This is a genomic window from Flavobacterium sp. T12S277 (assembly GCF_048514875.1).
Taxonomy (GTDB): Bacteria; Bacteroidota; Bacteroidia; order Flavobacteriales; family Flavobacteriaceae; genus Flavobacterium.
Map to the genome: position 1 here is coordinate 321,818 of NZ_JBLYEG010000002.1, position 26,087 is coordinate 347,904.

A 26,087-nucleotide genomic window follows, 5' to 3' on the forward strand; every position below is an offset into this window, starting at 1 on the left:
CAACATCATAGGGGCTCTTATTTTGTTATCTGTATAAAGTGAAATGTCCTACAAACTCACGTGCATCTTTCTCGTCATTCAATTTAAGAACATACCAGTAATCTCCTGAAGGTAGTTCGGCACCATTGTATCTACCATCCCATTTCTGACCGTAGTGGTACTTGGCAATTACACGACCGTATCTGTCGAAGATTGAGAATTCAAGGTTGTTGTAAATGTTTGTACAACCAGGACCCCAAGTATCATAAACACCGTCTCCGTTTGGAGTGAAGTAATTGTCAAGACAAACATCAACATAAGTTGCATCTACTGGTATTGTTGCCGTACATCCGTTTTTATCTCTTACTATCACTATATAAACTCCTGATTTGTAGATTTTATATTTGTTAGAAGAAGTAAACGGCTCTCCGTTGAAACTGTACTCGTAAGCAGGTGCTCCACCGGCAGCAGTTACCGAGATGATGTTCAATTCTGATTTTCCTTCAGTTTTTACAAGCGTTAACTGGTCGTAAGCTTTGATTTCAAAACTTGCAGTTTGATTTTTACATCCATTCGTGTGTCTTGCTACGATGTAGTGCGTTCCAGGAGCAATATTGGTAAAGATATTTGCTGCCTGCCAAGGACCTACATCACTGTCAAGTGAGTAATCAATCTGTGTAAGATCGGTATTACTAGCGTCAACAGTTACGGTTACCATATTCGTTTGTTTGTTGTTCACACAATCGTAATTGGTTTCAGCAATTGGATCAAGAACAACCGGTAAAGGCATCTTTTCTACAAATTCATTCACACATCCCTGAGCATCCTTAACATAAACAGTATGAACTCCTCCTGAAAGATTAGTAAAATCAAATATAGTTTGCGTTGCCGTACCTTGTGTATACGTTCCGTTTTTATTGTCAAGACTTACGCTATATGGTGCAGTACCTCCTTTAATTTCGATACTGAATGCTCCATCTTTATCCCCTTTACAAACTTCCGGAATCATAGAGTTTGGAAGTTCAGTTACGATTAAAGGTTTAGGCTGTGTAATTTCGATCTCGTCAATAACATAACAACCGTTTTCATCCTGAGCTATAACCGTGTATTTACCTGGTGCAAGTTTATCAAAAGTGTTTTTAACATCAAACTGATCTAAATCTGGTGATATTGCATATTTAATAATTCCTGTACCACCATTAGCTGCCACGACAATCTGACCATTATTTTCTCCGAAACAAGAAACATTGGTTGGTGTAAATGTAGCCTGAATAGCTGTAGTCGGTTGTTTAATTTCGATAGAACCTGATGTCGCAGGACAATCACCACTAGCTACTTTTACAACATACGTTCCTATTGGAAGATCTTCGAATCTGCCAGTAGGCTGTGCTGGTCTAACAACACCACCTGCAGTATTTTCTAAGGTATAGATATAGTTTCCTAAACCACCTTTTCCAGTTGCTACAATAACTCCTGTAGCTTCTCCCATACATTTTACTACTGCATTGGTAACATCTAAGTCAATTACTAATGGCTCTAATGGATCGATTTTAACTTCGTTAGAAATTTTCGCCACACAACCTTTAGCATCTTTTACATAGTATTGGTATTTACCTACTGGTACCGCGAAGGTAACAGAAGTTGCAAATGAACCAATTGTTGCTGCAAAAGTCTGATCGGTACTATACGTATATGGTCCTGAACCTCCTGTTGCACTTAACGTAAGTGTTGATTGTGTATTACAAGTTTGTGTTGTTGCTAACACTAAACTTGGAACTACTTCTGTTGGTTCTGTAATTACAACATTTGCAGATGTTGCAGAACATGTAAATCCGTCAGTAACTGTTATACTGTAAGTTCCTGCAGGTAAGCCTGTGAACACAGGGTTACTTTGTGGACCTGATGAAATAACCGGGTTTTCTGACAACATGTTCAATGTGTACATATAGTTACTTCCCTGACCACCTGTTGGAGGGTTTACTGTAATTATTCCTGATCTGTCTCCAAAACATGGTAATACTGAAGCAGTTGCTGTTGCAGTAACCACAATTGGATCCGGGTTTTTCAATGATTGTGTTGCTGATGCCGGACATCCTTTACCATCTTTAACATTCACTGTGTAGTTACCCGCAGATAATCCGGTAAAGTTACCGTTTGTATTTTGCGCAATAACTGCTCCGTTTAATACCAATTCATATTGATAGTTAGTATCCCAACCGCCAGTTGCAGTAGCTGAAATTTCTCCATCATTATTACCCGCCACACAAGTGATTTCAGATTTAGTCGTTGTCACTGTTAAAGCAGCAGATGGCTGTCCTATTGAGAATATAGTTGATACTGTACAATAAGGGCTGCCTACTAAGGTAGCGTTTACTGTATACTGACCTGCACGAAGACCTGTTACTGTAACCGGACCTGCATTTGCTGAACGGGTCAACGGTATGTTTACCGGACCTGTAATCGTGTAATCAAATATACCTGCATCATCGCTTGGAAGTTTTTGATTGTCAACAAAAGTTAAGTTCACACTTCCATCAGCAGTTCCAAAACAAATTTCAGCTACTACCGGAGTCGCTTTTATTTCGAATGTATTTGGATTGGCTACATAATGCGCTTCCTCAATTTTACATCCTGTTGCAGGGTTTACAACAGTAATTAAATAATTACCGATTGGCAATCCTGTAAAGATACCCGTAGTGTTGTTAGCTGTAAAAGTGCTTCCTCCAATTCCGGCAATGTTGTATGTCAATTGTGCCGGTGTACCTCCCGTTGTTGCAACAGTTACAGTAATATCCTGATTATTTACACAAGTAATATCTTTATTAACTGTTACCGTAATATCGTCTAACTTAATAAAAGGTTTAACATCGATTACTGATGTCGATGATCCAACACATCCTTTATTGTCGAAAACATTTACAGTATAAATTCCTCCTGTAACATCAAATATCGTATAGATGTTTGAAGCACTATTTTGAACTTCAACTCCATTTTTCAGGAATTGATATAGAACATACGTCCCTGATCCTCCAGTTACAGTATTTACTGTAATAGTAGCGTTAACAGTTGTATTTGTTCCTGTTGTACAACCAAACTGTGTAAATACAGGGTCAGCTACTACAATTGGAGCCGGTTCAATTATCTCAACATCTTCTAAATCTTTACAACCTCTTCCGGATGTAACCGTTACAGTATATTGTCCTTTTGGCAATCCTGTGAACACATTTGAAGTTTGATTAGGTCTAAGAACTGGTCCGGCCGTAATACTGTAATAGTAAATTGGGTTATCATTAGCACCTGTTTCATCAATAGTTGCCGTGATCGTTCCATTAGTAAATGTGTTACAAGTAACATCTGTATGTGTCAGGCTAAATCCAGCAATTGGAGTAGCAGGCAAGATCTTAAATTTAACGGTTCTGGTACAACCTGTAGTCAAATCCGTAACCGTAATTTCATGATCTCCAGGACCAATATTTGTATTAAATATTCCTGATGTCTGACCAAAATTACCATTTAAACTATAGCTATAGTTTGCAGGGGTTGCACCTCCGCTAGCTGTCGCTGTAATAACTCCATTGTTTGTCGTACAGCTTGGTAAAGTTGTTACTACAACATCTAAAACCAGAGCCGGTGCAATGTTTATCAATGCGTTTGTTGTTACTTCACAACCGTTACCGTCTCTTACAGTTACATTATAAGTACCTGAAGCATTCACAGTGAATGTTGGGCTACTTTGGAAACCAGTACCAATACTATACTCGATTGGTGCTATTCCGGTAACTCCGGTAACTGTAAATGTATACGTTCCGTTTAATGGATCCGGACATTGGCTGTATGGCGCCACTGATGGCGTTGTTGGCAATGCATCTTCAACAATGTTTTGAGATTTCATTAATGGACATCCGTTAAGATCTTGTACATAAATATCCCAATTTCTATTTGCACCGTTGTTTGTATCAACAGTTATAACATTATTGTTTCCAAAAACCGTAGGAGCCGCTGCACCTGAAACAACAACAGCATAACGATAAGCAGGAGTACCTCCGGTTGCTGTAATCGTTATTTCAGCCGTTTTATCGTTACAATTTGTATTTGTTGCTGTAGATGTAAAATCTAAAGCCGATGGCTGCTTAATCTCAAAGTTAACAACCTGATCCTGACATCCTGATGTATTGTCAACTACTGTCAATGTATAAATACCTGCAGCTAAACCTGTATAAGTTATAACATCTCCGGTTTTAGTAGCTGTACCAGCAAGTGGTGCTAATGAATAGCTATAATCAGCAGGAGTAATATAACCGCTTACAACAAATGATGCTGTACCCGTGTTTCCTCCATTACATAACACATCCGTTAACAACTGAGTAGTCACTTTAATCTTATCAGATTCTTTAATCACGATTGCTTTAGTCGTACTACAACCATTAGCATCTGTAACTTTAATTTGATAGGTATCCGGTAACAATCCAGGGAAAATACCGGTTGTATTATTAGTAGCAGCCGCCGCCGGTGAAACTATTTCGTATTTGTATGGACCTACACCACCTGTTACTGTATTTACGGTAGCAGTAGAAACTCCTCCAACAGTTTTACAATAAATTGGTGTTGCTGTAATATCCATATCAGTTGGCGGAGTATAAGGATTTACAACAGCATTTCCTGAAACTCTACATCCGTTAGCATCAATTACAACGTAGAACACTGTTTTAGGTGCCGTTATAGAACTTACTTTTAATGTTGAAGCATCTCCAAAAGTAACTCCATTATCAAAACTATATTTATATGCTGGTGTACCGCTAGTAGCCGTTAAAGTTACTACAGCATCCTGTGGCGCATTAGTTACACTACATCCAAATGGAGTAACCGCAACAGTAGCAGCCAAAATACCAGGCTCTGTAATGGTAACAACCTCACTAATCACACATTTTTTAGCATCTCTCACGTATACTGTATAAGTACCCTGAGTTAATGTTCCAAAAATATTAGACGTCTGGTAGGTAGTACCATCAATACTATATTCGTAAGGAGCAAGTCCGCTACCGGCAGTAATTGTAATGCTTCCGTCGTTTCCTAAGTTACAACTTACATTAAATTTAGTAGTCGAAATAGTAGGCATTACGATAGGATTTACTACTACAGGTTTTGAAACTGATTGACAGTTTTTACTATCTGTAACTCTAAAAGTATAAGTTCCTGGGATATTAGTTGTGTATGGAGATGTCGTTGGTGTAAACGCGGCTCCATTAAATGAAACATCATAGTTCGTATACACAGTAGATCCCTGAGTAGCTGTTAATGTAACAGTTGCCATATTAGGAGCCGCACAAGTTAAATCCTGAAGTACAGCGTCTAACAATAATTTCTGATCTAATTGGTAAACGTACGGAGTAGCTGCGTCACAATTGTTAGCATCTCTTACGTAGAAAGTATAAGTACCCGGCGCGTTAAGCACAAAGTCAGGGCTTGTTTTAAATCCATTACCAATACTGTATGTTAATGGACCAACTCCATGACCTACCAAAGTAACGCTTACAGGAGAACCATCGTAACAAACACCCGTAATTGGGTCAATTGTTGGAAGAGGGTCTGTCGCAATAGTTAATGGTAACTGAGCAATACATCCGCTTGCATCTTTTACATAGGCAATCCAAACTTTAGACGGATCTAAAACTGCACTTGGACTAGCTTTGTAAGCTGCCAGTGCCGGTGCTGTTGGGCTCTCGGCATAAGCGTAAGTATAACCAGGAGTTCCTCCTGAACCTACAACGCTCACTTTTGCACCAAAAGTACAATTCGCATTAACATTAGAAACCAATGTTAATAGTAATGGTGTTGCTGGTTGGTTAACATCCACATTTGCTGTTGCAACGCAACCTGTAGCTACGTCAACAACATCTATTTTATAGTTACCTACCGCTAAATTGGTAAGTGTAACTTTAGGATTCGTATGTGTTCCTGCAACCGCAACTCCGTTAATAGAATAGGTATAAGTTGCTGCAAAGTTGCCTACAGTAAACTCAACAGAACCATTAGGTGTTGCTGCTACTTCGTTACAACTTACATCTTTAATTAATTGACCAGAAACTGTAATATTGGTTACCGGTTTTATTGTTAATGATTTCTGGAATGAACATCCATTAGCATCTGTTACTTTGAAAACATAAGTACCTGGTAATAAACCATTGAAAACATTTACAGTACCGTTGTCTACTGCACTTGCAGTTGGCGAAACGATTTCATATTTCGAAATCGCATATCCGCCCGCTACAGTAACTGTAATACTTGTTGCAGGAGCGTTACAAGTAATTGCAGCACCCGCAAAGTTTAAGTCTGTAATTTTTTGGTATGGATTAACTGTTACTGTATTATCAAACAAACATCCGTTAGCATCTTTTACATAATAGTGAATCGTTTGTACTGCACCATTATCTATTACAGTTAGGGTATTAGCATCAAAATAGTTAGCAGAACCATCAAAATTGTATTTGTAAGGTGCTGTTCCTGTACCTGCTGTAACATTTACAGTTACAACAGCTGGCTGTGCAACATTACTTGCATTACAAGCATAGTCAGTAACAGCTGCAGTGGCAGCTAATATAAGTGGCTGACTTACTGTAAATGGTTTAGATGCTGAACATCCTCTGCCTGAAAACACTGTAATTGTATAAGTGTCCGCAGGAAGATTTGAGAATACATTATCTGTTTGTACCATTCCTACCGGAACAGGCAAAATAGAATAAGTATAAACCGGGTTATCGCTTCCGGCAGCTAAGTTTACGGTAATAGTTCCGTTACGTGAGCCATTACAAGTAGCATTCGTTACTACAGCATCAAAATCTACCGGTGTTGGTGCAGAAAGCTCAACCGGAGCTGTTGCAGTACATAGCGTATTTGTATCTGTAATTGTTATAGTGTAAGTTCCGGCAGGAACTCCTGAAATAACATTCCCAACAACAGTTCCAACAGGAGGCGCAATACTATAAGTAAACGGCCCTGCACCACCAATTGGTGTTAATGTTATAACTCCGTCATTGTTTGCACAAGTTGGCAATGTTGTTATCACCGGTGTTACACCCAGTGGTTTATCAATCGTAATTGTTTTAGTATCAATACATCCGTTTGCATCTTTAATACTAATTGTATTTAATCCTGAATTAAGACCTGTTACGTCATATGGTACAGCCGTCGTAAGCGCAACAGCTGCATATACTCCATTGTTTACACTAATAGTATAAGGCGAAATTCCTGCTGTAGTAAGAGAAACTCTAACCACATAAGCTCCTTCAGCCACACATTTATTGACAACTGCTAATGCAATAACCGGACTAGGATCCAGGCTAATTGTTGTATTAACTCTGTCTGTACATCCTTTAGCATCTCTTACAACAATATCCCAGTTTTGTCTTGTAGTATAATCTAAAACCAAAACATTACTAGTTCCGAAAGTTGTTGGTGTAAATCCAGGAGCTCCGGCTGCGTACTCATAAGGTCCTGTACCTCCGGTCGTAGTCAACGTAACTTGTGCACCAACATTACAAGTAGCATTTACAACTTTTGTAATTGTTGTTTTAAGCGGTTGAACCGGTTGTGATACTGTAAAACTAAATGTATTAGAACAAAGTGTTCCTCCTGCCTCAGTAACTCTCAGAACATAATTTCCGGCTTTCAATGTTGAAATAGTACCAGAAACAGGACCTCCTAACGGACCAGTTAATGGACCACCAATTGCTGGTGAAACCGGTAATAAAGTTAAAGCATTTAATACTTCATAATTTACTGTAGTAATTGATGGATCAAAATCACGTACAGTGAACGTCAATATTCCTGTTGAAGTTCCATTACAAGTAACATCTGTTACAGTTGTTCCTGTAACTTTTATACCTGATGGTGGATTAGGCGTTTTAAATTCTAAAATAGAAATACAATTATTAAAATCTTTTACTTGTAAAAAGTAAGTAGTTCCATGTTTTAAACCTATAAAAGTATAAGTTGGACTCGTTTGTGCAGGGCTCTCTGTTAAAGGCTGTCCAAAAATAGAGTATTTGTAATCTGGCGTACCACCTGAAGTAGTTACGGTAACATTTACACCTGTAGCACAATTATTTGAATCTGCCACAGCACTCATCGTTAAATAAGGAGGTGTTTCAATTCTTAATTTACCACTTCTGTATTCACATCCATTTGCATCCACAACAGTAATGTAATAATCTCCAAAAGTTAATCCTGCAAAATTATAAACAGGTGTTGGATTTACTGTAGAGGTTTCCGTATAAGTTGCGATTTGTGTAAATGCATTATCGTACAATCTGTATACATAAGGAGCTGTTCCTCCTGATGTTACATTAATATCAAAACTACCAGGCGTATTTGCATTACATAAAATAGCATTACGTACGATGTTAACAACAATTGGAGCTGGATTAACCAAAGTAATTGTTGCAGGTACCGAAGTACATCCTTTAGCATCTTTTACTACATAAGTATACGTTCCTGAAGCTAATCCTCCAAAAACCTTTGTAGTTACAAAAGTAGTACCTCCATCAATACTGTACGTAAATGGAGAAACTCCGGCTGTAGCTGTCAATGTTACAGAACCATCTGTATAACCGTTACAGGTAGGATCAACTTTTGCAGCAGTTCCTGTTACTGTTTGTGGTGATGTTACTACAACTTTGTTGGTTATTTTTGTACATCCGCTAGCATCTGTTACCTGGAAATAATAATCTCCGGCAGTATTTGTTGTAAATGTATTTCCTGTCAAATCAGGAGATGTTCCAAAAGTCACTCCATCCGTAGAAACTAAATAAGTGTAAGGCGCTAAACCTCCGCCAGCATTAACTGTAATTGTTGCATTAACAGGAGCAGCACAAGTAATGTCTTTCACTAAAACTGCACTGGCTGTTAAAACAGAGTTTACTGTTATTGTTACTGTATCTGTACAGTTGTTAGCATCTTTTACGGTAATCACATAAGTACCCGGTGACGTCACTGTAAAAGTATCCGCCGGAGATGGTGCAACACCACTGCTAATAGAGTACGTTAAAGGAGCAATACCTCCTGTTCCCACAGCTTTGATAATAAATGAAGTTCCTGTAGACGTACATTGGTTTGTAACCGAAGCCGTAACATCCGGAACTGCATCTGTAGTAATTGCTGCGTCTAATTTAATCACACAACCATTTGCATCTTTTACCCAAACGTCCCAATCCGGAATAGCCGGGTCAAGGTTTGCTGAATTACTTGATTTATAATCTGTTGATACAGGTGTTACATTGTTCTGTACAAATGCATAAGAATATGCTGTTGTTCCTCCGGTAGCAGTAACTGTTACTGTTGCTTTTGGAACATGGCAATTAGCATTTACAATTGCAAGTGTTCCACCTAATGGATTTAATGGCTCAGTAATAGTTACTGATTTGTCTGCCTTACAATTTGTCGTATTATCTGTTACTTCAAGCTTATAAGTACCCGCAACTAATCCGTTTAAGGTAATTACATCTCCAACTGTTACAGTTGTATAAGGTAATCCCGCAGGAGTAGAAGTTACTGCTACTGCATAATTTCCTGTAGCGCTAAATCCTGAAATAGAGAATCTTGCAGAACCTGTATTTCCTCCTTTACATAAAACATCGCTTAATTTAGATTCAGCAACTGCAATTGGAGTTAATGGAAGTACAGTATAAGACTGAATAGCAAAACATCCGTTTGCATCTGTTACTTTAAAAGTATAGGTATCTGCAGTTAATCCTGTAAATACTCCAGTTGTAGCACCCGTTACATTTGAAGTAGCAGAAGCCGGTGCTGTAATAACATAAGCTAAAGCTCCTACTCCATTTGTAGTAGTCACTGTTACAGTACTTGTAGTACTTGTAGATGGTGAACATAAAATTGCACTACCTGATATTGAAACAATAACAGGAGGATCCAATTTTTTAATTGTAATTTGTTGAACCGCAGTAGTACATCCTTTAGCATCTTTAACAGAATAGCTAATGATTTGATCTCCTCCGTTATCGTTTACTGTTAATGTATTCGTAGTAGTATAGCCACTTCCGTTAAAACTATACGTATAAGGAGCTGTACCGTTTGTTCCTGTAATAGTAACAGTAGCTGATTGTTTCGTATTTGTAACACTACAAGTAAAATTAGTAGCAGTAGCGCTGGCAGTTAATTTTGTAGGCTCGCCTATTGCAACATTAACATTTCCAATACATCCTTTACTGTCTTTTACGTAGAATGTATAGTTACCCGCAGCCAGATTTTCAAATAATGAAGCTGCAACATAAGTCACATTATCATCACTATATGTATATCCGCCTGAACCACCAGCTCCCGTCAATTGTACCGTTCCAGTATTAGAACCGTTACATGAAGCATCCACTTTTACAGCAGTTACTGTAGGAGCAGTAATAGGAGCTACTGTAGTAAAGGTTGTAACATCACATCCATTTGCATCTTTAATGGCAAATGTATAAGTATCAGCGTTAGCCGGAGTAACACTTATTGTAAACGATGTTCCGGTAACATTCACAACTCCGCCAGGAGTTCCTGTACCCTTCGTTACAGTATAGGTATATGGAGTTTTTCCTCCGCTAATATCTACTTTAATTGTTGCGTTTGGAGTTGCACTACAATCCAATTCTTTAGTAACCTCTGCTAAGGCACCAACTTTAGGATAAACTACTACAGGAACTGCAGCAGCTGTTGTACATCCATTTTTGTCTTTTACCGTCACCGTATAAGATCCTGCGCTTACGGTAAAAGTATTGCTTGTTTGGAAATTAGTTCCATCAATACTATACGTTAAAGGTACCAATCCGGTAGCTGTAGCTGTAATTGTAAAACTTGAAACTGATCCTGTCTGACATTGATTGTCAACAACCACTCCTGTAATTACAGGTTTAGCATCAATATCAATTTTTATAGGGAAATTATCCAAACAACCATTTGCATCTTTAATATAAACTATCCAGTTTATTACTGTTCCGTTAACGGTATTAGCCGTTAAAACATTATTTGAACCATAAACAGTCGGTACCGGGCCACCTTGTCTTTCTATTGCATAGGTATAATTTGGTGTACCACCTGTACCGGTTGCTGTTACTTCAGCAGTAAATTTGTTGCAATTTACTGTAGTTGCCACAGCAGTAACATCAACAGCTGCCGCTGACTGTGTTAAAGTTACGGTATAAGAAGACTGACATTTTGTTAATCTGTCTGTAGCTGTAATGGTATACGCACCTACAGGCTGAGCAGTAGGAACTGCAACAGTAGTTGTAGCCGCACTTACAGCAGTAGCTTGCTGAATGATTGTATTGGCAGCGTTTTTAATCACATAATCATATCCGTTTGCCTTAGCACCATTAACTGTAAATTCAATCGTACCTGTAGCACCAAAACATTGAATATTTGCAAGTATCGATCCACCGGTAATGATGTCTGAAGTTGCTTTGATCGTATGTCCTTTTGTAAATGAACAATTGGTATTCGTATCAGTGGCCTGGAAGATATAATCTCCCGGAGTCAGTGATGTAAAGTTTCCAGTTGTATTTGTTGCAGGATTAAAGCCAGCCGGACCAGAAATGATCTGATAGATAATATTAGCTGTACTTCCTGTTTTTACCGCTGTCAAAGTTACACGTCCACCAGCCGGAACTGTTGAACAATCATATCCACTATCAACAATAGTGATATCAGTAATTGGTTCTAAAGCACCAATTGTAATTGATAATGGACCAAATTGACAATTATTCGCATCTCTCACATATGCCGTAACTGTTCCGGCAGCTGTTGTTGAGTACGTATTTGTTGTTGTAAAGTTTGCAGTTCCGTTGAAGCTGTAAGTATAAGTACCTGTTCCTCCGGAACCTGTAACTGTAACTACCGCCGGTACTGTGCTTGGCGTACCACATTTAATAATAGTAGCTCCAATAGTTCCAGACACAGCAGTTGGCTGCGTTAGTGTAATATTTCCAACAGCAGACGTACATCCTTTACTGTCTCTTACCTGATAAGGGTAACTAATATTTGGACTTAAATTAGAATATAATGAAGTTGTTGACCAACCTAAATTATTAAAGTTGTATTCATATCCGCCTGAACCTCCTGCTCCAACTAACTGTACACTACCATTTGTAAGACCATTACAAGTAATTTGTGTTGGGTTAGCAGTAACTGTTGGGTTTGTAATTGGGCTAATTGTAGCATCAATATAAGCTTTACATCCTTTAGAATCTGTAATTTCAAAAGTATAAAGTCCTGCTGTTGTTGCTGGGTAATTAAAGGTATTACCTGCAACATTTACGCTGGCTCCATAAGTACCTGCATCTTTTTTAACTTTATAAGTATATGCTGCAACTCCATCTGTAATATCAACTTTAATAGTTGCATTTGGAGTTGTACAATCTAATGTTTTTGTAATCGAAGCTGCCGCTTTTAATTGCGGAGCAACTACAATTCCGTTTATGGTAACCGGACAATTATTACTATCGGTAACCGTAATAGTATGTGTTCCCGCTCCAACGTTTGTAAATGTATTACTACTTTGGCCAGGTGCACCATTTAAACTATAAGTTATCGCTCCTGTACCCGTAGCCGTAACAACAAGAGTTGCTCCTTTGGTCGCAGTAACACAATAATCAGTAGTAGCCGCTAAGGTTGCTGTTGGCAGTGTTGGTGCAACAACATTAACCTGTGCAGATGCGCTTGAAGAACATGCATATGCATCACGGGTTACAACTGTATATGTACCGGTAGGAACATTTGTAAATACACCAGAATTCTGGAATGCAGTTATTACTGTAATACCATTTGCCGCTCTTAATTCATACTGATATGCTGGTGTTCCACCTCCGGCAACAGCCGTAATAGTAGCACCATCTGTACAAGTAGCCGTTTTTGTAACACTTGCTGTAATTGTTAATGCAGCAGGAGTACCAATTGGTTGAGTGAATGGGAAACTACAGCTTGCCGCTTTATCATCGTAACGAATTAAAATATTATACGTTTGACTCGTCAAGTTTTTAACGGTAACCGGTGAAGTTTTAGAATTTACCCAGGTTGCACCATTATCTAAAGAGTAATCAAAACCATAAGTTGTATTAAAGTTTTGAGCTGCTAATGTGATCTCTCCATTACTAGCACCATTACAGGTTACGTCTTTATGTCCGTCAATAGAAGCTTTAAAAGCTTTATCTGTTCCAATAACAATTGGGAAATCTTTCTCAGCGCCACAAACCTCCGGAATCTGACGTACCCAAATATCATCAACAGCTAAATCATTACCATCAATGACCTGACTGTAGGATAAGATAACGAAGTCCAGAGAAGTATTATTTCCAGGATTTAAGGTTAATATCTGACCACTTCCAAGATCAGTTGTATTATGCCATTTCTCATCTCTCGGAATAGTCTGTGTATCCTTTGATGCTCCCGGTATAGGAACTCCATTTTTCTGAAGTTGTATGGTTAATCTTGGAGAAGGTTTATTGTTACTTGCACTTAATAAATTAAGCATGTATAGCGATACCTGTATGTCCTGATTTGGAATAACATCATTGATCGTTTTTTTGTATAAAACACCTCCTGGTGGTACCACACCTCCAACATTAACGGCTAAAAATCTACCGTCTTTTATTAGTGGTGTATTGTTAATAACCGCTGTATTATCTTTAGGCAAATTCCAACCGAAATCATTAAGATGTCTTGGTAATAAAGCCTGAGTCACTACGTACTCTCCATCATTAAGTAAAACTGAACCGTTACAATCTGCTACAGCATCTTGTTTTTCCCAACAATAATTAGGGTGAATACCCGGAGTAGTTGTATCCGGTCCTCTACCGAAATCTTCTCTTAACAAGTTACTGTAAGTAGGTACCGTAGTAACTTTGTATTTAACCTTTATAGTGTGAGTTCCTGAAGGAACATTTGTAAAGACATTATTTGTAATTGGCGTGTTAGGTGTTCCGTTAATATAATACTCATAAGTATAGTTATTTGACGGATTTGTAACCGTAACCGTAGTTGATGCCATACCATTACATCCAAAAACAGGATCAGCAACAGTGATCGTTGGATCAACAGGTTTAGGATCTAAAGTAACCTGATAAGGAATTTCGAAAATACAGCCTAAAGCGTCTTTAACCTGTAAAATAAAACTACCCGGCATAACGTCTTTTTCATTCGATGCCTGCCATGTAACACCACCATCAAAACTAAATTGATAAGCAGGTGTTCCTCCCTGAACGTTATTGATACGCAGTTTACCTCCCTGGTTTGAACCACTACCGTCAGGTAATGTACATCCGGCCAAAGCGGCAACTCCGGCAGAAGCTGAAATAGCAGAAGTTGGCCCAGTAATCGTTATCTTTTGTACAGGATCTGTACAATATACGATTGGCGTTCCTATACCATATCTTACAACTACATCATAAGTTCCCGGTTGTAAATTAGAAAAAATAGGATTCGACTGAAAAGTAAGACCACCATTGATGCTATACCCCATTGTGTACCCGTTTGCTCCAGCTGTAAGTTTTACTTCTATCTGAGAACTCGCATCATAACAATTACTATTGGTATGATCAATAGTGTAAGCAGGTTTTGTATTGTCAGGAACGGTAATGGTTCTTGTTATCGTACAGTTGTTTTTATCTACAATTTTAATGGTATAAAGTCCCGGTGCTGTTACCACAAACTCATTACTGGTTTGGAAAACAGTATCGCTATTTATAAAATAATTATACGGTGAATTACCTCCTTCTGTTGTGATTCTAATTTTTCCATCACTACATGCCGTTAGAGGTTCTACTAAAGCAACTGTCGCTTTATACTCATTCCAAACCTTACCTACGTAGATGTACTTGGTATCTTTACAACCATCATCTGTAGTAATCTCTACAACATAATTCTGGTCTGTATTTAAATTATCAAAAGTATATTCAGAATCTGGTACGGGTCCAACACTTGATAATAAAGTTCCATTATTATAAAGTTTATAATAATATTGTGCATTAGCGTCATTTACTGCTACTCTAATTTTACCTTTCTCACCATAACACAATGGTTGTGTTACATCCTGCACTACATTAAAGTTTCTTTGTCTGATTTGGATGTTCGGAACTGTAAAAATACAAGTGTTTCCTGTTACACCAGCCAGTCTGATATAAACAGTATAGAAACCTGCAGTAGTAACATTAAATACATTGCTAGCCTGGTAAGTTGTACCATTAATACTGTACTCATATCCGGCAGGAACACCTCCTACTGTAATGGTACCAGCCTTACCACAAATAATATCTGTATGTTTCTCTGTAGGACTTAATGAATTAGTGAAAACATTAAAGTAAAAACGGTTAAAACAACCACCGGCATAATTTAATGTTAATCGGTATTGCCCGGCAATTTTAGCCAGGTAATTTGGTCCCGTTGCAACTTGTACCCAAGTACAAGAAGTTCCTTCATTAGCACAATTTGCACTACTTGGAGCCGTACAGCTTGTTTCATCCAATTTCTCCCAAACAAGAGTAGAACCATCTGAGATGTGAGTCTCAATTAGTCTGGAATCATTTGCACCACATAAGAAAAGATTAGGTAATTCTTTTCCGTTATTTGGGCAAATTAAAACCTCTCCTTTATAAGGGGCTTTTGCATAAGGTAGTACAGGATTTGTATTTGTAGCACCAAATCTGGTTACAGTAATAGCCTGATAAATTGATCTACAAGGTGCCGCAGCCAAATTGTATACATAATAAGTACCCGGATCCTTAACCGTAAGTGTTTGTCCTGTTCCTATTTGTTTTGTACGCGCTTCGTCACTATACCAGGTATAACTTGTATATCCGTTTGCAGCAACTAAATCAACAGTGTCTTTACATAAAGTAACATTTGCTGTGTATTTACAACCGTCAACACCTACTAAAAAGTTAGTCGCTTTTGGAGTTAATATACATCCTGTATTTGTATTAACACTTGGATCATCTGAAATTTGAAAATCCGGATTTAAAGTTCCTTTATAAGTAGCATATGCTGAGTTATCGATACTATTAGAACATGCTTCACTTAATGAATTACAATCCGGAACAACTTTAACTTTAAAGCTTATCACTTTCTCTGTTAAAGTATTGGCTTTAACAATAGATTCGTCTACTTTAAAAACAATGCTTCTGGTTGCAGGATCATAACTTTGCACCGTTACGCCAGTTGGCAGCGGGTTTAAATCTGCAGGATAATTAAATATAATATTGATTGGCAACTGATCTCTAATGGTTAAAGATTTAGCATCATCATTACCTGAATTTCTAATACCAATTTCATAATTTAATTGTTGCCCCAATACTACATTTTGGCCCCCAATATCCGTTCCTGCCGAATTTTTAACAATTTTCGTCAGTACAATATGAGGTTCGATAATATCTACCGCAAATGCATTAAAATAATAAAAATAAACGTCCTGAGTACTTCCTAACCTAATATTTGCTGAAGTCTCATTATTGTCAATAATAATACCACCGGGTTTCAAAAGAGTTCCTGGATTATTAATATTCAAAATACCCGCATCATACCCGAGCGTATTGGTACTGGCAGGATTTCGGTTTAGGAAATCCTCTGTTTTATCTGTAGCCGGATCAACATATGTTACACTACTATTAAAGAAGTTATTTGAGGCTCTAATAGAGGTATTTGCGGCGTTTGTAGCACTAATTGGAATTCCGTTAATTTGCAGATAATCCCCTGCAATCGGCTGATCACCCTCTAAAGCAGCGAAAGCAAATTTTACACGAACCGGACCTTTAGGAATAGTCTTGAACCCGGAAACAGGAATATCTAAAGTAGTTGCCCCTCCAATTCCGCTAAAACCGTCAAATGACGTAATATATTTCGCCGGCAAAGTTGGGTCTTCATAAACGATAAAAATAGACCAACCTGCTGATAAACCTGTTCCTCCATTAGAACCTTCACTAGACTTAACATTTGCAACGGTATACAAACCTTGAGCATTAGCCTGTCCGGTAACTAAAGAAGTAATATCTGCATAACAGGCATATGCCTTATTATTGTCACTACCAATTGGTGCTGCATTAGCATCATACACGATTTGACCTGTAATATCATTATAACCACCAGTTGGTAATTTAAGCTTTACTTTTTCAATGCCTGTACGGTCATTTTGCTGTAGAATAGCCCCCCAATACAAACCTGCATAAACAATTTTATAACAAGCCGGCTTTGGTACCGTTAAAGTTGCACTACTCGAACTGAAAGTAGTGTTATCATTATCGATATCAATATATTCCATACTGAAATCAGAATTGTATCCAGAATTATGATAAGCATCTTCCGGATCTCTGTTATTGGTATTTCTATTTAGAATATTATTACCAATAAGCAACATGTCTCCTTTTAGCCTCTTGTCAAATCTTGGCGTAAATGGCTTAAGATTCTGAGAAATTACAAAGTAGCTTTGAAAGAAAATCAAAGCAAATAAAATCAATCTTAGGTTAGTAGGTTTTTTCATAGTCTTCATTTTGTTTTTGCTTCTCTTTTTATTTTTTAAGGGGCGTTAAAAAATAAAGCAAAGCATTCTGAAACGTTTATTATAGATGTCCTTCTTGAAAAAAATCAAGAAGGACGGGGCTATATTCTCAATAATTATATTAATTCTCCACTTTCACAATTGCCATTTTCCCGTTGTATGGCTTAGATCCTTTTGCTTCCAGTGCTTTTGTAGCTTCTGACAAACCGTCAAATTTCTCGTAATAGATGTAGTACTTACTAGTAGTTACATTGTAAAAGAAATTAACATCTGTGCGTCCTGCTGCAACTGCTTTCGCCAGGAACTGATCACGCTTTTCGACACTGTTGTGAACGGCAATAATCATGTAATATCCACCATCAGCATTTTTAATGTTTTTGATAATCTGCATGTTTGACTGGTCTTCACCAAAATCAAAATCGCTTGCTGTTAAAGGTGTACTACTTAATTTAGTTGTTTCCTTAATACGTTTAAGAGCGGCAACATCCTGTGCATATCGACCCTGATCATTCTCATAAGCCGCACGCTTAATTCTACGTTTTTTCTCGATTTCAGTCTCGGCTTTAATACGTTCCAAATTAGAAAGTAATGTAGCACTATCCTGTTCCATTTTTAATTGCGCTGCTTTTAACTCATTTATCTTTTCAAGATAAGCTTTGTTCAAAGCATCATTTTTGTTCGGAACTTTTTTAAGCCTATCATTGTATAAATTAGTCAACTTCTCGATTTCATCTTTCTGTGCTTTATTCACTTCAGCAAGTTGAGATTTTAAAGCTTCTAACTGGCTGTTTTCAGCCGCTACACTTTTGAATGGTTTTGGTTCTTTATAAATTCCTTTTTCACTTAAATCATTCTCTTCTCTTAAGTCATTTAAGTCTCTTTGTTTGCTCGCTACTGTTGAGTTAAACTGAGACAATAAATCCTTTTGTATTTTACTCGCACTTTCAATAGACTGAGATAAATTATCGATCGCTTTTGCTGTATCATCTTTTGGAGCTGACGCTGCTTTTGCTAATGCATCTGCAGCAAGTTTAGCCTGAAGTGCTTCGGCATCGGCTTTCGCTTTGGCATCGGCAAGTAATTTTGCTTCTCGTGCCTCTTCTGCAGCTCTTAGTTGTCTTGTTTCTTCTTCCGCTTTTAATCTCTCTGTCGCTTCCGCATCCGCTTTGGCTTTTTGATCAGCCAGTAGCTTCGCTTGTGCAGCTTCCATATCCGCTTTTGCCTTAGCATCGGCAGCTAGTTTTGCTTGTAAAGCTTCTGCATCAGCTTTCGCTTTGGCATCAGCAGCTAGTTTTGCCTGAAGGGCATGAGCATCGGCTTTCGCTTTAGCATCGGCAGCTAATTTTGCTTGTAAAGCTTCTGCATCGGCTTTTGCTTTAGCATCGGCGGCTTGTTTTGCCTGTAAAGCTTCTGCATCAGCTTTTGCTTTGGCATCGGCAGCTAATTTTGCCTGAAGGGCCTGAGCATCTGCTTTTGCTTTAGCGTCGGCAGCTAATTTCGCCTGAAGAGCTTCTGCATCGGCTTTCGCTTTAGCATCGGCGGCTTGTTTTGCCTGTAAGGCTTCTGCGTCAGCTTTAGCTTTAGCATCAGCAGCTAATTTCGCCTGAAGAGCTTCTGCGTCGGCTTTGGCTTTTGCATCAGCAGCTTGTTTTGCCTGTAAGGCTTCTGCATCAGCTTTCGCTTTGGCATCGGCAGCCAATTTGGCCAAACGTGCCTCCTCAGCTTCCTGTAATTGCTTCGCTTCGGCATCGGCTTTGGCTTTAGCTGTTGCTTCAGCATCGGCTTTTACTCTCGCATCAGCAATTAATTTTGCCTGTAAAGCTTCCATGTCGGCTTTCGCTTTTGCATCAGCAGCTAACTTCGCCTGAAGGGCTTCTGCATCCGCTTTTGCCTTAGCATCGGCAGCTAACTTCGCTTGAAGCGCCTGAGCGTCGGCTTTTGCCTTAGCATCGGCAGCTAATTTTGCTTGTAAAGCTTCTGCATCGGCTTTCGCTTTGGCATCAGCAGCTAACTTCGCTTGAAGGGCCTGAGCGTCGGCTTTTGCCTTAGCATCGGCAGCTAGTTTTGCCTGTAAGGCTTCTGCATCGGCTTTCGCTTTGGCATCAGCAGCTAGTTTTGCTTGTAAAGCTTCTGCATCGGCTTTCGCTTTAGCATCGGCAGCTAATTTTGCTTGTAAGGCTTCTGCGTCGGCTTTTGCTTTGGCATCGGCAGCTAGTTTTGCTTGTAAGGCTTCTGCATCGGCTTTTGCTTTGGCATCAGCAGCTAGTTTTGCTTGTAGAGCTTCTGCGTCAGCTTTTGCTTTAGCATCGGCAGCTAGTTTTGCCTGTAAGGCTTCTGCATCGGCTTTCGCTTTGGCATCAGCAGCAATTCTAGCTTGTCTCGCTTCTTCATCGGCTTTAGCTTTGGCATCAACCGCTTGTTTCTCTTTTAAAGCAGCTTCTTCAGCAGCTTTCGCTTTGGCATCAGCAGCTAGTTTCGCTTTATTAGCAGCGTCTATACTTACTTTTGTTTTGGCAGCAGCAGCAGCGGCAGCTTTGGCTTCAGCAGCCAATCTTGCCTGAAGTGCATCTGAATCCGCCTTAGCTTTAGCATCTGCAGCTAAAATCGATTGTAAATCTGCAGCTTCAGCTTTCGCTTTGGCATCGGCTTTACGTTTCGCTTCTGCAGCATCAGCTTTCGCTTTGGCATCAGCAGCCAGTTTTATTTTTAGAGCTTCAGCATCCGCTTTTACTTTATCTGCAGCTAATTTAGCTTTCGCAGCAGCTTCGGCATCGGCTTTGACTTTATCAGCCGCTAATTCTGCTTGTGTTTTTTGTGGTGCCGGTTTATTGGCAGCAGCTGTTTTTGCTTTTGCAGCTTCTGCATCGGCTTTCGCTTTAGCATCGGCAGCTAATTTCAGCTTCATTGCCTCAGCATCGGCTTTGGCCTTATCAGCCGCTAATTGCGCCTGTGTTTTTTGCGGTGTCGGTCTATTGGCAGCAGCAGTTGCTCTTGCAGCGGCGGCAGCATCGGCTTTCGCTTTGGCATCGGCAGCTAATCTAATCCTCAATGCTTCTGCATCGGCTTTGGCTTTATCAGCAGCCAATTGTGCTTGTGTTTTTTGTGGTGCTGGTTTATTTGCAGCAGCAGTTGCTTTTGCAGCAGCGGCAGCATCAGCTTTCGCTTTAGCATCGGCAGCTAGTTTAATTTTCAATGCTTCTGCATCGGCTTTGGCTTTAGTATCTGCCAGCAATCTTGCTTTTGCAGCAGCTTCGGCATCAGCTTTTACTTTCTCTGCAGCAGCCAGTCTCACTTTTAGTGCTTCCGCATCGGCTTTCGCTTTAGCTTCAGCAGCTAATTGTGCTTTTGCGGCTCCATCTACTCTGGTTACCGGAGCAGTTGTTGGTTTAGCCATTACAGGTTTTGATTTTGCAGGTTCTAATAAAGCCCCTTCTTCGTCATCACCATAGTAATAATTTTTATTTTTAAATTTATAGGCTATCGAAAATTCATGAGAACCTCCCATATTGGTGAAATTCCCCATGCCTTTTTCATAATTGTATTCCAATGCAATACTAGGCGAAATATTAAATCCAAGACCCGCAGAAATACCGTATAAAGTATTGTATCCGGCTTGTGCCCAAACTCCTTTTGGAATTGCAATCATAGCAAGTCCAGAGATTACTGTTTTGTCTTTTTTAACTTCGGTTTTTAAAATTCCTGAAAATTTACTTCTGTCAAAAAAACCATAACTGTCAATATAACCGGTATACATTGCATGCAATTCAATCGCTCTTTCCGGATCTTCTTTTACGATACCCGATCCAAAATTGTAAAGAATCAAATTGTTTACAGATACTCCAAAATCAAGAAAAGCGGTTCCGTAATTCACCCCTGGATTAATCGCCAGTAAAGTGTTAGATGGATAATCACCATTTAAAATATTCGGATCATCTGAGATGATTTTTCCTGTGTTTAAACTGCTTTGGTAAACACCAACGTTCATACCAAAGGTTAAGTTACTGTCCTGCTCTAAAACAATGTTATGTGCAAAGTTTCCAATTCCTCCAAAGACAGTCATTATACCATAATTTTGCTGAAAAAGACCAAAAGCAAAAGCTTCATTCTCTCTAAAACGACCGGAATAATTGGCTAAATAAGTGTTTGGAGCATTTTCAAACTGCACCCATTGTCTTTTATTATAAAAACTGGCATAAGCATTTGTTTCACGAACAAAGCTGAAGGCAGGGTTAATTAAGTATCTGTTGAACTTTAAAGAATTTCTGATGGGTAACGAAAACGAAACAACTCCACCCTCAGAAGTAGCCTGAGAATAGAGTGTATTTGAAAAACCGTAAAATAAACTTATGAATAGTAAAATTTTCTTCATATTATCTTATTACAGTTATTGATCCTTTTTTTTCACCTGTGTCGGATTGAATGACATAGTAATATACTGGATTAACATTTTTAAAATCTTTTATAAAAGAGTTGGCTTGCGGATCATAATTACTGCCTAAACCATCAAACATAATTTCGCCGTTAGCACTCAGTATTATTATTTTGGTTTGGGCTGTTTTATAAACGTCAGGAATATTCCAATAAGGATTCTGAAGACTAACTACATTAGGAATCACTGTTGCGGGAGCCGATGGCCCTGTCACTTTAAAGTTAAGCTCCTTAGAAGAAATACAGCCCGTAGCCTGAGAAATTTTAACCGTATAATTTCCCGGAACCGTAACCCCATAAGTATTTGATGTTGCGCCGTTAATTGCGTTTCCATTTAGTAACCATACAAAAGAAGGATTTGTAGCATCTGTTGTAACAGAAACATTTAGCGTTTCACCCTCATTTATCGCAGTAGTTTCTGCAACGTCTATACTAGCCGTAAAACCACTATTTTTCAGATCAATTGATCCTGTTGCTTTACAACCGCCAAAATCAACATCTACTGTATAAACTCCTGATACATTTGCATTAATACTACGGGTAGTTGCACCCGAAATTACTGCACCATCTTTCTTCCATACATAGCTATTTCCGGATGTAGCGGTTAAAACAGTCCCTGTTCCACTCTCACAGAATGGGTTTCCTAAACTCGAACTAATTGTTGCTGATCCCCCTCCTGAACCAGAAGTTGACACCGTAACACGATTTGAACTAAAGTTTGCATCTGAACAGAAACCATAATCAATCTCTGCAAAATATTTACCCGGAGCGTTTACCACCAATTCTTTAGAACTTTGTCCAGGAATTACGACATCGTCTTTGTACCATTTGTACTTTAAATTTGGATAATTAGCCGGTGAAGAAGCCTGATCTGAAGGTGTTGGATTATATACAGAAAGAGAGATACTCCCTCCTGAACAAATCATTGCTGTTGGTTGTTTATCATTAATGTAAAACGAACTCACATAAGTACTGTAATAAACAGCAAAGGTTGTATTTCCGATAGCATTCTTTACCCTCGGACTATAGACTACCGGCGTAGTATTCAAACTTTTAATACGCAGGCTGTACAAATCTGATCCTTTTAGATTCGTAGGAACAGCAAACTTAATGGTTTGTTGTTTTAATACAGCATCGTCTGTAAATGAAATTGTTGTAGTAGCAGTTGGAGTCGTAAAACTTCCAGTTTCATCTGAAAGCTCAACGGCAAAAGTTGTTCCAGCCGGAAAATCTACATAGCTGAAAGTTGCAAAATACTCATTAAACACAACACCATTGACAACAAGACCAGCGCAGATTTTCTCGAACGGAAGCTGCTGTGGTCCTATCACTGGTGTTTGTGCATATGAATTTAATCTAGTAAAAAAGACAATACTAAATAAAAACACTATTTTGATAAAATTTGGGGGCATTCTTTGAATCATATAGTGCGTGTTCTTGCTAAATCTATGTCTTCAAAAAATAGGATATCAATAAATGTTTCAGAAAAATCGTACTTATAGTTCTCGATAATATCTTTTGCAAGAATTGAAAAAGAACCAGTCAAAAATCGATTTTCTTGGTTACACTCTGAATTCTGATCTTTCACAACAGTTGCCATAGAAAGGCTATCCTTGGGGATGGATAGCCCTGCTAATAACTGATTAGAATTATCTAATACGCCGATCCTTACCTGATCAGCATTTTTTATATTTTGGTCCTCACAACCCGCCATTTTACTCTCAGTTGCAATAGAAATTGTAGGTACTTCTATTGTATTTTGAGCATATAGGCTTAGGGAAACAGGGAACACTAAAAATATAATATATATAAAATATTTTTTTCTAGATGGAGCCATTATGTTTTGATCTTTATTTGTCCGGTATTAAGACGAATACATAAATTGTGTCTGGGGACTTTATTAATAAAATTTACGCGAAATAAAAATCTAAATCTCTTTTATCTGTTGCTGCTAGACGCTGTAATTTTTCCTAATTGTAATCTGAAATCCGGTTTCTTAGCATTGAAGATGTCAATGAAAGTCTCTCTGTTGTTACTTTGAGAATACACATTGAAAAATACGCTATTTCCGTACCAGCTTTCTAAGTCCTCATTGTTTGAATTGTACTCTGTAAAGATGTTTCCGTTACAAAGATTAAAGTACATTTCTTCAAATCTGATTTTCTTAAGATTAGCATCATTAATTTCAGTTTTACTGTCTAATAAAACAGCAGGATTAAATCCGGAGATTACACTACGCTTCATTTCAAGAGAAGCATTTTCAGCCACATAAACAGCTTCTTTTACTAAACCAGACTGAATATCAGCTTTAATGTTTTCACTGTCATTAAGCATTGTAATATTAGTTGCAACAACTAAAGTTTGTTTTTTAGTAAAATCCGTTTCACTTTTCTTTTCGAATGATTTTACCTCCATACAACGAGATCCGTCTTTATTACTTGATAAATAAGAAGATCTAACGGCTAATGAATTGTATAAACGACATTGAACTCCCTGTGTAAACTTGTAGTCGTCGTTGATTGATTTATAAGAAACAAACTTAGTAGCGTTTACATCACCTCCAAAAAAGGCAAATGAGTCACCACCAGAGTAGCTTACCATAATGTTTTCAAGTATTGTTTTAGATCCAACACCAGCAACAGTTAAACCGTTGAAAGTATCTACACCTTTTACTTTTTTACCTGCAAATTCGATTCTCACAAATCTTAAAACTCCTGAATTTGAAGCAGCGTTATCACCACCGTAAGTTGTTAAAGTAGGATCAAGATCTAAATTGTAAGAACTAACATTACCAAATTTATTAATCGGAGCATCACCAAGGATTACAATTCCACCCCAGTCTCCAGCTTTTTTCTGGCTGCGGTTTGAAGTAAATACGATTGGGTCAGTTTCTAAACCATCGGCAACAAGCTGAGCACCTTTGGTAACTACCAGTGTTCCTTTTGTTTCAAAATCACCAATAATTAAAGTTCCTGGTTCAATTGTTAAAACAGCATTTTTAGTAACATAAACGTTGCCTTGCAGTACATAAATATTCCTTTTCAGCAATTTAGTATTAACAGAGATGTTTCCTGCTAAAATTTGGTTTGCTTCTCCATACTCTACTTTGTTAGGCTTAAATTCGGTCCAGTTGTTCAACCAATTGTTGTAGCCCATAATTCCTTTCTCTTGCTGAGCACTCATACTGGTAACTGTCAAAAGAACGCAAATCATTTGAGTAATTTTTTTCATGATAAGGGGGTATTAGGGTTAATAATAAATTTGGGTATGCGTAAATGAAAAAACTCATCCCGAATTTCTGATGATCGTCAGAACCTTTCGGGAGAGCTGTTTTTTATCTCTTTTTTTTAAATGTAGACATAAATTGAATCCATCTACGTAAACACTTTCAAAAAAGTTTTAAAAAAAAATATTTTTATTACATTTCGTTCAATTCGTTGAACTCGTGTAAAGATTTCAATGTGCTTTCGTAGAATAAAATCGCAGCGATTAAGTTTCCTTTATCAGAATACGGCATCATTTTTCTTTGAAATTCTACTGTTGTATCTAGAAACGTAGCTGTACCTACAGCCTGATTGTCTAATACTTTTTTGTGTTCGTTATCGTCTGGAATACCTAAGTCTGCCATCGTAACTCCCGGTTTTGTAACCAATGCAATGTAAGGAAGTGTTTTTACTAAAACTTTGATACGCTCAATGTATAATTCCAAAAGTTCCCCTTTTTGCATACCACTCAATTCTTTTTGATCATGGTACTTACGAATAAGAGCTGTTGTACTGATTATACTTCTCGGAGCATTTTTTGCCTGCGCCGAAACGGCACCAGTTGTCAATAAAAAAAGTGCACTAAATAAAATAATTTTCCCTTTCATAGATTCTTATTATAATTGGTTCTTGATGAAAACAAAAATATAGAATTTAACTTAAACTGCAACTTTATTGATTTCTTTTTTCAAAAAAAAAGCTTAAAAAAAGCTTAAAAACCAGCGTTATGTCGAGGAAATGTGCGTTTTAACGGTGTTTTTGTTAAAATTGACTCAACTGCAACAGGTAGGATATTAGCTATTAAAACCTATTTTACACCCATATTAATAATCAAAAAAAGCTACCGTTAATCGTTTCTCGCGAAAAACTATTAACAAAAAAGTCTT

6 protein-coding genes are annotated in these 26,087 nt (G+C 38.1%); all 6 read right to left on the reverse strand.

Annotated elements, in window-relative coordinates:
• Window positions 1-25 precede the first annotated feature (25 nt).
• Complete coding sequence (locus ACN1CN_RS05640) at window positions 26-17,491, reverse strand: T9SS type B sorting domain-containing protein (protein ID WP_419134947.1); 17,466 nt, start codon at window positions 17,489-17,491, stop codon at window positions 26-28.
• A 139-nt stretch (window positions 17,492-17,630) separates the two neighbouring features.
• Window positions 17,631-21,878 (reverse strand): type IX secretion system membrane protein PorP/SprF, encoded by a 4,248-nt coding sequence (locus ACN1CN_RS05645; RefSeq protein ID WP_419134948.1) that lies wholly within the window; start codon window positions 21,876-21,878, stop codon window positions 17,631-17,633.
• A 1-nt stretch (window position 21,879) separates the two neighbouring features.
• Complete coding sequence (sprC, locus tag ACN1CN_RS05650) at window positions 21,880-23,349, reverse strand: gliding motility protein SprC (RefSeq protein ID WP_419134949.1); 1,470 nt, start codon at window positions 23,347-23,349, stop codon at window positions 21,880-21,882.
• A gap of 8 nt (window positions 23,350-23,357) precedes the next feature.
• A complete protein-coding gene (locus tag ACN1CN_RS05655; protein WP_419134950.1) occupies window positions 23,358-23,774 on the reverse strand; it encodes a hypothetical protein in 417 nt (138 codons plus the stop codon).
• Between the two features lie 101 nt (window positions 23,775-23,875).
• Window positions 23,876-25,168 (reverse strand): hypothetical protein, encoded by a 1,293-nt coding sequence (locus tag ACN1CN_RS05660; protein WP_419134951.1) that lies wholly within the window; start codon window positions 25,166-25,168, stop codon window positions 23,876-23,878.
• 187 nt (window positions 25,169-25,355) lie between these two features.
• Window positions 25,356-25,808: a hypothetical protein gene (locus ACN1CN_RS05665; protein ID WP_264525798.1), complete on the reverse strand. Its 453-nt coding sequence runs from the start codon at window positions 25,806-25,808 to the stop codon at window positions 25,356-25,358.
• Between the last annotated feature and the right edge of the window lie 279 nt (window positions 25,809-26,087).